Annotated in this window: 12 protein-coding genes and 2 pseudogenes; 9 read left to right on the forward strand and 5 right to left on the reverse strand. The window is 35.8% G+C overall.

Annotation, left to right across the window (positions count from 1 at the left end; all coding sequences use genetic code 11):
- Positions 1 to 223 precede the first annotated feature (223 nt).
- The 6 genes from D1866_RS03800 to D1866_RS03830 all read left to right on the forward strand — a co-directional run bounded on the left by D1866_RS03800 (position 224) and on the right by D1866_RS03830 (position 6,327).
- Positions 224 to 556 (forward strand): hypothetical protein, encoded by a 333-nt coding sequence (locus tag D1866_RS03800; RefSeq protein WP_152942752.1) that lies wholly within the window; start codon positions 224 to 226, stop codon positions 554 to 556.
- Between the two features lie 250 nt (positions 557 to 806).
- On the forward strand, positions 807 to 1,127 hold the full coding sequence (locus tag D1866_RS03805) for a hypothetical protein (RefSeq protein WP_155861049.1): 321 nt from the start codon (positions 807 to 809) through the stop codon (positions 1,125 to 1,127).
- A gap of 462 nt (positions 1,128 to 1,589) precedes the next feature.
- Positions 1,590 to 2,129 carry a hypothetical protein gene (locus tag D1866_RS13335; RefSeq protein WP_231136400.1) on the forward strand — a complete coding sequence of 180 codons (540 nt, stop codon included), beginning with the start codon at positions 1,590 to 1,592 and terminating at the stop codon, positions 2,127 to 2,129.
- Between the two features lie 34 nt (positions 2,130 to 2,163).
- Positions 2,164 to 2,508, forward strand: coding sequence for a hypothetical protein (locus D1866_RS03815; RefSeq protein ID WP_231136401.1), 345 nt, complete (start codon positions 2,164 to 2,166; stop codon positions 2,506 to 2,508).
- Between the two features lie 397 nt (positions 2,509 to 2,905).
- Complete coding sequence (locus D1866_RS03820; protein ID WP_152942748.1) at positions 2,906 to 3,373, forward strand: hypothetical protein; 468 nt, start codon at positions 2,906 to 2,908, stop codon at positions 3,371 to 3,373.
- 626 nt (positions 3,374 to 3,999) lie between these two features.
- Positions 4,000 to 6,327: a M1 family metallopeptidase gene (locus D1866_RS03830; RefSeq protein ID WP_152942746.1), complete on the forward strand. Its 2,328-nt coding sequence runs from the start codon at positions 4,000 to 4,002 to the stop codon at positions 6,325 to 6,327.
- A 29-nt stretch (positions 6,328 to 6,356) separates the two neighbouring features.
- On the opposite strand, the gene D1866_RS03835 is transcribed toward D1866_RS03830, so the two are convergent.
- Positions 6,357 to 7,148: a helix-turn-helix transcriptional regulator gene (locus D1866_RS03835; protein WP_152942744.1), complete on the reverse strand. Its 792-nt coding sequence runs from the start codon at positions 7,146 to 7,148 to the stop codon at positions 6,357 to 6,359.
- A gap of 201 nt (positions 7,149 to 7,349) precedes the next feature.
- On the opposite strand from D1866_RS03835, the gene D1866_RS03840 reads away from it, so the two are divergent.
- Positions 7,350 to 7,655 (forward strand): hypothetical protein, encoded by a 306-nt coding sequence (locus D1866_RS03840; protein ID WP_152942742.1) that lies wholly within the window; start codon positions 7,350 to 7,352, stop codon positions 7,653 to 7,655.
- A gap of 54 nt (positions 7,656 to 7,709) precedes the next feature.
- A complete protein-coding gene (locus tag D1866_RS03845; RefSeq protein WP_152942740.1) occupies positions 7,710 to 8,183 on the forward strand; it encodes a hypothetical protein in 474 nt (157 codons plus the stop codon).
- 609 nt (positions 8,184 to 8,792) lie between these two features.
- Here D1866_RS03845 and D1866_RS03850 read toward each other — a convergent pair.
- Together D1866_RS03850 and D1866_RS03855 are read right to left on the reverse strand one after the other, a co-directional pair.
- A complete protein-coding gene (locus D1866_RS03850) occupies positions 8,793 to 9,158 on the reverse strand; it encodes a hypothetical protein (RefSeq protein WP_152942738.1) in 366 nt (121 codons plus the stop codon).
- Between the two features lie 86 nt (positions 9,159 to 9,244).
- Positions 9,245 to 9,829, reverse strand: coding sequence for a hypothetical protein (locus tag D1866_RS03855; protein ID WP_152942736.1), 585 nt, complete (start codon positions 9,827 to 9,829; stop codon positions 9,245 to 9,247).
- 267 nt (positions 9,830 to 10,096) lie between these two features.
- On the opposite strand from D1866_RS03855, the pseudogene D1866_RS03860 reads away from it, so the two are divergent.
- A pseudogene (locus D1866_RS03860) lies at positions 10,097 to 10,351 on the forward strand (helix-turn-helix domain-containing protein); the annotation flags it as partial.
- Between the two features lie 16 nt (positions 10,352 to 10,367).
- Here the strand turns inward: D1866_RS03860 and D1866_RS13345 are convergent.
- Both D1866_RS13345 and D1866_RS03870 read right to left on the reverse strand, forming a co-directional pair.
- Positions 10,368 to 10,631: pseudogene (locus D1866_RS13345) on the reverse strand (NAD(P)-dependent oxidoreductase); the annotation flags it as partial.
- 421 nt (positions 10,632 to 11,052) lie between these two features.
- A complete protein-coding gene (locus D1866_RS03870; protein ID WP_152942734.1) occupies positions 11,053 to 12,879 on the reverse strand; it encodes a thermopsin in 1,827 nt (608 codons plus the stop codon).
- Between the last annotated feature and the right edge of the window lie 571 nt (positions 12,880 to 13,450).

Consider the following 13,450-nt stretch of genomic DNA (forward strand, 5'->3'; position numbering starts at 1 on the left):
TGTTGGGAACGATGAGGAGGGAACCCTTGCCCTTTAGGGCGGGGAGGAGTAGGTCTCATGAAATTTGTGCAACCTAGCAGTTCCCAATTTCCTAAACTCTTTAAGAGTTTACTTGATGTAGAGAATAATCAATTTGCATCTTTAATTCTTCCAGAAAACAGACGCCCTTTTAGACACGTTTGTAAGAAGCATAACTTTTTTTATATCACGTTCTTTTTTCATTATGCAAGAGATAAAATGCAAATCAAAGGAAGAGTTTCTTGATTACGTAAAAAAGGCTAAAATAATAATAGCATACGCAGATATGTCGTTACCGATCTGGAAGTATTTCGTATGTTCTATCGGAGACTTACATTTAAGGCTGATAACATACAACAACAAAAGCGTAATTGAAGTGCTCGCTGTCGACACATTCAAGCAGTATTGGACTAAAGTGCCAGATAGAAAGTACTACTTCGTTATGAAATCGCCCGATGGTTATGGAGCAATCGCCCCCGCGAAAAGCGACGAAGAAGCTGAGAGGTTCTTAGAGGGTTGGGTATATGGTAAAAAATGAAATAACGAAAAAATACAGAGCCTTACTGAGGGGGCAGTACGAATGGACGAAAATGTATAATTTCCTCCACGACGTGGAATTTCATAAAAACGCAGTAATTCTCTACGGAGACATTTTTACATTAAAAGCTACAGCACTATCTATATGTGTGAGTTAGTGTTTGGTTGTGGTACTGCGACAAAGTCATTCCCTTTCCCTTCTTCTGTATGTTTGCAAAAAACATAATATTTGCATGGATAAGTGGCTTATCGTGGATAGGGTTAAGGTACTATGGATTATTATCATCTTAGGTAATTTGTTTGATTACACGGTCACACTTCTGTTTTCCTATCTCGGATTACTTTGTATGGATCGAAATGTTTTCATAGGATATGATAGGAGTTTCTTACATGTTTTGCTAGTCTTAACCGGTGAAAAGTTATTGTTCTTAAGCGGAGTTTATTGGTTTAGCAAGTTATTCGATTACCTAAAAATCAGTAAGTATAAGTGGATCGGCCTATTACCTTTTGCAATAGTAACTATTTTTGTAGTAGGTTCTCTTACAATAGTTATTTTTCTGGTTTCCTCTTAAGCCATTTATAAGGTCACACTTTCTTTTTTCAGCAAATGAGGAAGTCTTCGAGGTTTAGGTCTTCTAGTACTATTCCTATTAGAGATACCAATATCAACAATACATGTAGGAGCAACAGCATGTCCAAATACATATGTAATAGCATTCTATCCTTGTACGTATCCTTCTGGAACTTCGCCATCAAATTATACGTCTATCACTGTTAACTTTACCATGCCTGGTTTTACTCATACATGCAGTGGTAGCTATTTAGCATTCGTGCTAACGACATGGGTAAAAGCCTCAGAATATTCTGGTATAATCTATTCAGGTACAGTTTGTCTCGCTCTACAGTTTGGGATAGTTTTTGAATCCGCATCAAACACTTACATGATAGTTGAACAAGTATGGACGGCTTGTGGGAATAAAATTTACTGTAATCTTTCGTCCGCTTCTAATATACGTCCTAATGTCGAGACCCTTATGACATTAGCCTACAGATATGATAATGGATACGTAGCTACAGGAATATTACAAGAATGCACATCACCAGTTACGTTAATTAACGTGCATTTCCCAACATCATACAGATACGGTTGTGAAACATTTAACGTTATAAATACTTACGGGTTTACAGATCCTAGTGGAGTAAATCCCTCTTTTGCTTTAGAAGGGACGATCACGTCAGTGTGTACGATACTATTTTGTTGTCATGACAGTACTGGATGGGATGCAATGTGGGTTAATGTGGCTCAAGTGCCTATAAATGCCGTTGCAGGACATTCAAGTGCAATTGGTGTAGGAGGTACAGCTCCAATTCCTACATTTTATGCTGAATCTGGTTTAACGTTATTCCATAATGAGTTTCTTGGAGTGTGGTGGAATCCATACGCTTGGTATTTCAGTATAGGATTTGCGGTGGCTTATAGTTCCCGCAATCTACATTACGTTCAATTGTCAGAATGTCAAAGCAAAAACACAATAAATGGTTTAAACTACTGTACACACTGGATACAACCATAAGGTATTTTAAGCTAAACATTTTTTATTTAGAAATATGGAATTCCTTTCGCTTCTTGCAAAGGTGAAGCCAAATAAAAGAAACCTATCTATTATATTTTTATCAATAATCCTTGTAGGCATAGGTTTATGGCTCTTTCACATTGACCATAATACCTATATTTATGAGCCTGCACTAACTGGTTATAACGTTACCCGCATCTATTCTAACGGTACTACGACAACAATACCAGTCTGTAAAACACTTGCTTTGGGCCCTGTTGTTATAACTAAAGTTATACCGCCACCTTGGTATGCTTCATTATGGCCGGTATTCCTTGTGAACGGTATAGGGCTAATTGGCTTCTCTGTAATAATACAAATAGTCAGAAGGAACAAATAGGCCCCTTATAAACTCATTCTCTTTTTCCTTCTGCAAATGAGTTGGGCTAAGTACTTAGTTTGGGCTATAAGGATACTAGAGATAGTATCGCTGTTTCTGGTGCCTTTTGCCATCCACATAGGGTCGCCGAATGTAATACCTACCCAAGAAGAATTGGAGGTGGTTGTGGTTATGTAGGCCCTCTTCCTTACGACTATGCAGAACTCTCGATTGATAAGATATGCATTTGCGGTAACATAGAGTATTATGCAGTAGGAATTGTTTACAACGGTACGACTATGGCTTTATTACTTAAGATCTATAACTCAACGATGTACCCCTGTCTTCATAACATTAGTGTAGAATTTACCGAAAACTTCAACTGTTTGAGTTGGTACAACAACACAATAGTTGTGGAATGTGCAAACAACTTTATCAAGCTTTTGATTGTTGCCTAATTTATCACGGCTTCTATTGTGCAGGGATACCCTACTCGTTTGCTGTAGTCAATTACACTTGCACTTTAATCCTACTTAATACTGACGTTATCAGTGCTATAGTTAATTTCTACCAGTGTAAGAACGTGGTTTATGCTTACGGTTATGTTTATTCCGGGGCAGAAGTCGAAAACGGAATTTTTGAGGTCTCAGGAAAGGCGTTTGTTTGCAAATTCACCTTTAGTTCTGCGATTGATGCAAATGCGTTTGTAGGTACTTCTTGGGTTGTTTTGAGAGAAGTTCAATTCGCTCTTAAGGGAATGCCAGTCTCACCCTCACCTAATGAAATATACGATAAGATTAACGATGCACTTACCACTATAAAGAATAAAATTCAAGAGAGTGCAAGTGAGTATTGTGGTGAGGCTGAAATAAATCTAGGAAGATGAACGAAGATCTTACGTTCTCATCTTTTTTCATCTTTAAGTATTCTTTGATTCTCTTCAAAAGTTCCTCGTAATCGGATATCACAACTACAGTAAAATATGGAGAAAGGATTGTAATGATTGATCTCCAAAAGTTTTCTGATTAAAAGCTTAATCATAGTAGTCCTACTTACTTGTCTAGGGCCTACAATGAAGTTTAACGAAAACGGTTCCACCGTTAATTTCCTTTGGGATCCATTTATATTTTAACGACTTCCACTTTTTAATATCAGCATCATCTTCTATGTAGTCTTTCCCTCTCCAACCATATGTTTTCCTCTTCCATTGATACTTATATTATCAAATAGCTTAAAAATAGGTTAGCTAAACCTTAATAAACAAGTACTATTGACGTTGATAGTTTGGTAAACGATTTTATTTGCTTAAAATTTAGTTAAAATTCCCTCAAACTCGTATCGTTTCATAATAAAAATTTTAACATGGCTAAAGTTATAATAATCATTTTATTATCTTGTGAAGAATTGAAAATAAATTTATACTTTATATGATTTATACTGAACTAACAAAATTATTGTTCATACTTGACGTTACTAACAAAAGTTTTTATAATATCGCTTTCAACATATTTTATGCCTATTAATCTAAAGAAATACGAGATCTTCCTAGATCTTAACGGACTTGATTATGATGGAATAGAAAGAGTAAAGCTATCCTCAGATAAGGTGGAGTTGGACAGTGTAGGACTTAATATACTCAGCGTTAAGGCAGATGGGAAAGATGTGCCCTTTGAAGTAAAGGAGGGCAAGTTGATAGTGCACTCTCCAGTAAATGACGAGTTAGAAATTCATTTTAAAGGGAGGGTTAGTAAAGATTCAATTTTAGGAATTTACTCAGCGCCTTATGACGAAGGAAAATATATGATAACAACTCAATTTGAGCCAATTTATGCCAGAAATTTCATACCTTGTTTCGACAGACCTGACATGAAGGCAGTTTTTAAGCTTTTCGTTAAAGTACCTAAAGGTTTAAAGGTTATCTCAAACACTAGGGTGATTAACGTTAAAGAAGATGGAGGCAAATTGCTTTACGAATTCGAGGAAACGCCAAGGATGTCAACCTACCTACTTTATTTAGGCATTGATGAATTTGAGGAAATTAAAGACGAAAGCAAAAGGCCTACAATTATAGTTGCAACAGTTCCCGGCAAGGTTAATAAAGGCTATTTTGCGTTACACGTTGCCAGAAGGGTAATAGATTTCTATGAAAAATACTTTGAAATACCTTACCAACTGGAGAAACTTCATTTAATTCAAGTTCCCGATTTTGAGGCAGGAGCTATGGAAAACTGGGGAGCAGTGACTTTTAGGGAGACTGAGCTTTTGGCAGATGATTCATCTTCAGTTTCTCACAAGCTAAGAGTATCAAGTACAATAGCCCATGAATTAGCTCATCAATGGTTTGGCAATTTAGTTACGCTTAAATGGTGGAACGATTTATGGCTTAATGAGAGCTTTGCAACCTTTATGTCTTACAAGGCATTAAAGGATATATTTCCTCAATGGGACCCTGAAGGGATCTTCTTATTGTCAGATACTCTGAACGCGATGGAAAAGGATTCCTTATCTACTACTCATCCAATTGAGGCTAATGTAAAGGAGGCTCACGAGATTATGCAGATGTTCGATAGTATAAGTTACGGTAAGGGAGCTAGCGTATTAAGGATGATAGAGGGCTTTATTGGTGAAGAAGAATTTAGGAGAGGCGTTGTAAATTACTTAAATAGACATAAGTTTTCTAACGCAGAAGGAAAGGAGTTCTGGGAATCTCTCGGAAACGTAGAAGTTGAGGATTGGATAACAAAGCCAAGCTATCCAGTAATTTTCGTAAGAGTGGAAGGGAATTCAATAGAGTTTGAACAAAAGAGGTTCACTTTATTGAACGTGGACTCTAACGAGTTATACAAGGTTCCATTAACTTATGAGGTAAACGGTAAATTCGGAAAATTCTTGTTTGATAAGCGTAGGGAAGAAGTAAAGGTAGACAAGGAAGTAAAGGAAATAAAGGTGAACGTCAATAGATCAGGATTTTACAGGGTGTTTTACGACAAACTAACTATGTTACCTCAACTTAATGATTACGAGGAGTTAGGGTTAGTAAATGACTATTGGAGCTTCCTGCTTGCATCAATGATAGACTTTAAGACCTATCAAGAAGTGCTTTCAAAAGTTAATAAGAATCCTTTGGTAGCAATGGAAATTACTCAACAACTTAACACTCTTTTCTTGGTCGATAAAAGGAAATTCTTCCATTTTTCAAGGGGGATCCTAGTTGATTTATATAAGTTATATAGAAATTCTAAAGATCCCCTAGGCGAGATTGCATACACTAGCATTGCGAGTAATTTAGCCTACGAAGACGAGGACTTTGCTTTGGGTTTATCAAACTTGTTTTTAGAATACGATAAGTTACCCAGTAAGATGAAAAACGCCGTTGCAATAGCTTATGCAGTGTCTACTGGCGACTTTCAAACGTTAGTGAATAAGTATACGTCCTACATCCTAGATGAAGAGAAAATTAGGATGCTTAATGCAATAGGTTCAATAGGGGACAAATCAATAATAAACAATGTAGTACAATTAATACTGAACAGGACTATAAAACTTCAAGATTCGCCTTACTTGATTTTCCAAGTTATGAGGAATCCATTCGTTAGAGACGAGGCGTGTAAGTTTATAGAAGAAAACTTTGAACAACTAAAGAATTTTATAAGTACTGCCTATGGAGGACCTTGGGCTTTAGGACAATTAATATCCTCTATGACGATGTGCGGTGTTGACAATCCTGATGAGGTAGTTAATTTCTTGGAAAAGATAAGATTTAAGGAAATTAGTAAACCAATAGACGAAGTGGAGGAAAGAATAAAAGTATATTCGAGGTTGAAAAATCTTGATACATAGATTAAAAAGTATTATCTTAATATGAGTAATCATTTTTCTACATAATCTTTCTTCAGCACATACCTTACTTTGCCTTTTTCCCTGACTTCTTCAACGTAACCCATTGCTACTAATCTCTTAAGTCTCCTATAAACCGTAGTTTTAGGTAAGTTAGTTTGCTTTACTAACTCAGATAAGGTAGAAGTGCCTCCGCTCTTCTTTATGGCATCAAGGACTACTTTATCCCTCTCATCTAAACCGATCTGAATTTCCTCTTCTTTCTCTCCCTCTTCTTTTGTTCTCTTATTTCTCCTTATATAATATAGGAAAAAGAAAAGGAGAGAAGAGTCACTTAAAACTATGGCCAAAATGAAGAATGCAGGAGAAAATGATGAGGTGTGCAAGTTAGTCTGAGTATAGGTATAAAGTACAGTAACCTTACTAGTGTTCTCAAAGGTTATGTTATAAAGGCCTCCAACAACTGTAAAGCTGGAAGGTTGAGGATAAAGGTAGGTTATAGAAGATCCCGCAGGAATTAATACATTCACTGTAAGATTTTCTGGCTGTTCAGTTTCAATTACTCCTTTAGGCAAAGCGCTTCTGTAAGTTATTGTTGCGCTCTTCCCTTGTATAATGAGGGTGTTCCCTTGAACTACGTACTTTGCTCCTTCTACCTTTATGCATGTTACATTTGTTCCTATTAGATTTATACTCGAAACATTGTATAAATATACAGTTACAGTACCGTTATAATACACATTAATTACGCCAGTAGAAGAATGAAATAAAGGTAAAAGAAGTGCAGACAATAACAGTAGCAGTAATGCTAATAATCTTGGCATCTATTTTATTCTCTTATCCCCAGCTTATTAGTTTACTGTTCCGCAGTTTCGTAGAACAAACGTTTAAATTCCCTCTGAAAGAAGAATGTATACGTGAATTTAAAATTATTAACAGCACTTCTGGCACTAACTTTAGTACTCAACGTTATCCTAGGCTTTTAACTTTACGAGGCACTTCATCCTTCTCCTATAAGTAGTGTAATGCCTTCATCTTCAACTCATCTCTATTCCTTCTCTTTTAAAACTAAGTTTCTCTTTCACGTTAAGGAGACTGGAGAATATAAGGTAGAACTTAAAGTTAGGGAAGGAGTTTTTAACCAACTTTACGTAATCCTTTACTTCAAGGATGGAGAGAGCGTTACGCTCAGTTTAAACAATACCGTAGCAAACGTTGAGTTTGAACATAAGGAAGAGGAAGTAATAGCTTACGTGAGCGGAACGGCCTATTCAAACATGACTGAACAAGAAATATTGAATAACATTGAGATTTGCTTGTTAGAATCCTAAGGTGAACTGTTCCGGAACGTAATCTTTAAAAGGACTAAACGACTACCTTAGTATATGAAAACATATCTACTCTTGGCCTTGGTAGCTACGGCTTCATTGGCAACAGGAATGTTAATAGCTGGAGTAATGGGATACGGTCCACTAGCATATATATCATATCATATCCAAACTAGCAGTCAAGGAGAAGTAATTCCTGCATATATTAATTTAGGAAATTTAACTGCGGGAGCAAGCGGTAATGTAACTGCTAATGCAACCATAGTAATAGACTCTAACGGAACTTATGAGCTTCACTTGCTTCACGGAGAAAAGCTTCAAAAAGTCTTTAGCGAGTTTACCGTGAAAGTTACAATAGGAAATACGTCAGTTGTGCTAACTCCTGATAACGATAGTGCGAGCCTTTATTTAGCTAAGGGAACATACACCGTCTTAATAGAGGTAATGTATCAAGTATCTCAGCATCCTAAAGGAGATTTAAACGTAAATCAAGAACCCCTACTAATAATACATCCTGAAAACGATGATTAAGAAGATATCTTTTCTTTTTATTTTTCTTTTTAGGTTTCTCTCTTGTAAAAGTATTATAATTTTTATTAAATAGAATGTCCAAAAGTATAAGAGCTTGTAAACTATTTGAGTCTAATTAATGTTATTCTCGACATAAAATCTGACCTCCCCCTGCCCTGAAGGACGAGGTTTGTCGTTTGTTTTATCATTTACTGTCGTCCTCCTGACTTCCTCCCCGCCTCACAAGGCGAGGGTTCCCTCCTCATCATTCCCACCAATGTTTACAAATAAAGGGGGGTTAAGGGGGCGGAAAGTCTCGTCAGCGGGGACGGATAGCCCCGTGTTTAAATCTTTCTTTGTCTAGATATCTCTTAGTGGCGTTAATGACGCTCTTCCCCAGCTTAATGGGACTGGGGGGCATCTAGTATCTCTTAAGGGACTAGAGCTCAGCAGTGAAAGTCCCCTACCCACTCTGTCCAAATGGTAGGGTTCTCTGAGCCACTCGACTGCCCACCAAATGTAATCCCGAATCGATGTGTGGGAACGATGATCCCTCAGGAGGGGAACCCTTGCCCTTCCGGGGCGGGGAGGAAGTCAGCATGTAGTACTCGATAATAATCTTCTAACGCTTTAATCTAGAGTCATTTTCGAGGGATCTTTCACCATAAGTCGGTAACGAATTTCGAGATTTTTAGCATCACCAAGTGTGCCGTCACTTAACATAGCCTCACTCCAACCTGTTACTCTTTTTGTCTTTTTTACTTTAACATATTTCTTTTCAATTACAAACTGTTTTTTAAACTTCGGTACGAAAACGTAATATTTGCCTTTTTTCAATATAAAACTACATTCCTGCCATGAGCCATCAATAAAACACTCAGTGATGATTTTAACGCAACTCTGAAACTTCCTCTCATAGCCGGCATCTTTACTTTTATATACCACGCCCTCTCTGGGTTCCCATATTCCTATGAGCCTTTTTAATGTTCTAAACACAATTACATTATTATACGGCATATAAAAAAGATTACTACAAAAATGGGGGATTTAGGATACTTTTGCCCCTTCTGTGAGGGACGATACTAATAACTTGATATTTCTTTGAATCCACACAACCCCTTCTTGGGACACCATACAATATATTTATCTTTATCGATATTGAAAAACGCCTTAAACCTTTCAAAAATGCCTTCTTTAAAATCCGTAAGTACTATACCTTCTGGTGTATCATATACTTCAGTAAACAAAAAGCCAATATGGAATAAAAGATCCAAATACGATTGATAATCGTATGGAATAAGTACTTGTTTCTTTTCATTGAGTATTTCCTTAATTGATTTTGCTTTTTTGCTTTTCCACTCTATGGTGTTCGGCACAAAGTGAGCACCGTATAGTACAGAGTCTTTTTCCATTATCATATAAACTTCGTCACCACTAATTTTCAACGACGCACCAATTAACATTGCGAATGAACGTGGGTCTATGTCACGTGGCAGTTCTTCGACTTTCACGCCATTGGGCATAAAATAAGAAAGAAAAAGCTCTGAAGCCGGCTTATTTAATTCAAAAGTATTAAATGCTAATGGTTTTATGTTCAAAGCACCCAAGCCGTGTATTACATGCCCCCATCTCTGGCTCGACTTATTAACTACTAAATAAATCTCCATAATAAAGTTCTTTAGCTAGTTGCTTAAAAATATAATAGAACCATAAATATAATGGGATGGCAAAAAGAACGACAAGCCTCGCCCTTTAGGGCGGGGAGGAGGTCAGTGCTCCTTTTATTTTTAACCTTATAGAGAAGGGGGTTAAGGGGGCGGAAAGTCTCGCCAAGGGGATGGATAGTCCCGTGTTTAAATACTTCTTTTTCTAGATATCTCTTAATGACGCTAGTATTTCCGAAAAGTTTATAGCTAGTATTACCAAATTGAATTATGCAGGATCTAGTTAAAGCTTACGAGGAAGAGAAGGACGCGAGGATTAAGGAGAGGATTCTTGCGTGAAGCTGCATGTGGTTGACGGTAAATCGGAGAAAGAAGTTTCGAAAATGCTGAACAAGGGTTATTCCACAATAAAATTATGGGTTGGCAAGTACAAGAAAGAAGGTCTTGACGGACTAAGAGACAAACCTAGATCAGGAAGACCGAGAAAAGCCTGAGGAAGAAAAAATAAAACAAATTCTGGAGAATTAGTACTCATATCCACCAAGATAAGTCCCCTCTTATTGCTCTTAACAACTCCGTTCTCGCCAAAGAGTATTTTCTCCACATCTGGAGCATCAGTAACCATTGATATTACCACGTCAGAGTTCTCAGCTACTTCCTTAGGAGATCTAGCCACCTTAGCTCCCTTTAATTTCTCAGCCTTCTCTATAGTTCTGTTATATACGGTGAGATCGTAGCCAGCCTTTATTAAATTTGAAGCCATGGGAAAACCCATTATTCCTAAGCCTATGAAACCGACTTTCATAAGTAGTAGTATTTAAGTAAGATTATAAGGCTATTTAAAAAGTAAGGGGAGTGTGGACAACAATTTCGTTCATTTGAAATTTGGTTAAAATTTCCTTAAAGTTGTATCATTTAAGCTCTCTGATTTACAATAAAAATTTTGAATAAGGTTAAAATTACAGCACTATATTTTATTAACTGACGAATCTTATCATGAATTGAAATTGAATTCACACTTTATATAATTTATACTGAATTAACAAAATTGTTGTCCACACTCAAGTAAGGGATTCATTGGATTAGCTTTTTATTCAGCACCAATGAAATTCCATTCAGTGAGTTAGTCGCATAGACGACATGAAAAGGAGTGATAAGGCCGAGTGACTATAGTCGGTATGAAGGTCGAACTCTACATCGTAGAGAGCACTAGAAAAAATTAAAAATTATTTTCTTTTGGTAATTAGTAATGCAATAATTATAACTATTATTAAGATTATACCCACAATAATTCCTATGTTTACGTAATTATATCCAGAGTTAACTACTAACGTTATCACAGCGGTCTTACCCAATAAATCTTTGGCTATTAACGTAATATTATTTTCACCGTTTTGTAACTTAAGCTGTAACTGGGTTGTTGATGAGTAGTTACCTACAAGTTTGCCGTTTAAGAAGATAAGATAATACGGATTAGTTCCGCCATTAACTGAAGCCGATAATGTAATTGATGTATTATACTGAATGAAGTTTCCTTGAGTTTGTTCTTTAACACTTAACGAAGGAGGTGGGTTTATTGTAAGCGGGAATTCGTAAGATTTTGAATTTCCATTAAAATCAGTAAGTTTTATTTTAATAGTATAATTACCTGGAGAAAGCGGACTTAAGGGTAAATAATACGCCGATACAGAGGGAAATAGAACGTAAGTATATCTAGATAACTCGTTTCCACTACTATTGCTAATTGTAACGTTTAACTTATACGGTAAAACTCCACCAGAGACGTTTATAGTAAATATGTATGGGAAGTTCTGGTCTGTAACTTTAATGTAATTAACAACGTTAAATCTAAACTGTGATACGTTTTCGTTTAAGTTATTTATAACTTGATAACCACTACTCACTAAATAAACGCCATTATATGAGACAGTATATAAGTTATCTGCGGATTCCTCAGTATCAAGACCAAAGGGGAAGAGGAATTTAGGGGGTGCTAAAGTTCCGTTTAAATATTGATAGATCATAGCTAATTCCACATTTGATTCATTAAAGAACGTAAACTCGCCACATCCTCCACCACCTAATATTAGTTCTGAATCGTACGCAAATCCTCCTGAAGTGAAGTTATAACCATCTACTAGGATATATGCTGATAACGTGTTTGGTATTAATATAGTCACATTATCGTACCATATGGGTAAACCACTCTGGTTCATATAGCCAAAAGATATCATGGGACCTTGAGAAGTGTATGATGTGTTTATGAGTAAATATTTTAAAGAGGGTATTAATAGTGTGGAGAAAGTGGTACTATATGCGTAATAGTCTTTTCCGTCATTAGTAAGGGAAACTATTCCATTACCCTTCACAGCACTATTAGATAGACATGAAAATATACCTGTGAAATTCCATATATTATCTAAAAATCTGTAGGAATCATTATTGGTATCAATTTGTATAGCATTCTGTAACCAAAGTTGTTGAGAACCACCTATAGTATTGACTTGAAGAACTACATTTAACTGAATGGATGCACAGTATTGACATATACCAGCTGGTGGTGCTGAATTATAAGCTAGCAGTTTGTTAATTTCAACAGCACCTATTACACTTTTAATCTTCTCTATATAAGGACTAATAGCACCATTGTTAACCTTAAGACCATAATCGGCTATACCAGTAGGCAAGGGTCTTGATAGAATATAGTAATTTAACGTAACAGGATTATTACTTATGTTATTATAGAAAACAATATAATATTGCCCACTTTTGAGAGGAAAGAATCTACTAAGGGAATTAGTAGTAGTTGAATATATTGACTGAGATAAACCCGTTTGATAAAATTGACAAAATTGTGAAGGAGTCATAATCATGAACGTTATTGGTGATGACGCGTAAAAAATTACGTCAATACCGTTTCCTTGTGTAACGTTATAACTAATAGACAAATAGCAGAGAGGAGGTATTTGGTAATATGAAGACATTGACAAAGTAAAAAAGGAAAATAATGGAAGAATCAACATTGTCAAAAGTAGTATGTTAAGCAATCTCATAGGTAAAAAGAAAGTATTATGTTATATTTAAATGTTATCAGAGTAATACTTTATGTAACTAACGTTAATAATCACTTTTTATTAAAATCCCTTTACTGACATTCCATCGTCTAGATAATAATATTAAGTGATTAAAGCTTAGTTATGGAAATGCCTTGTGGAACTCTTCAATTTCCTTTTATTGATTTTTCTTAAATTCAAGCGTTAGATTAAAAGTAAGTTAACGTCAATTGATAAAATTTGAAGTAAACACAAAGCATATGGAAACTAGTCTTCTTTCAATCCTAGAATAAGATTTGTCGTTCTTATATATTAGAAAGCATAGATAAGCATAAATATTCCACATTATTTTCCTTACATTTCTTTAAAAATATTCTTCACTGAAATCATTTCGCGCTATGGAATACTTTATAATGTCTTTAGCCTTTATAATATTTTTTATGTCTCGCTGTTTAGAAGATATTATATTTAATGTAATTAAAACACTTATTTACACTATAGATTTATTTTCAAGAAGGTGATTTTTGGGTCTACCGCAGAGAGGCGAGGCTTGTCATTCTTTTTGTCAAAA

This window comes from Acidianus ambivalens, from assembly GCF_009729015.1.
GTDB lineage: Archaea > Thermoproteota > Thermoprotei_A > Sulfolobales > Sulfolobaceae > Acidianus > Acidianus ambivalens.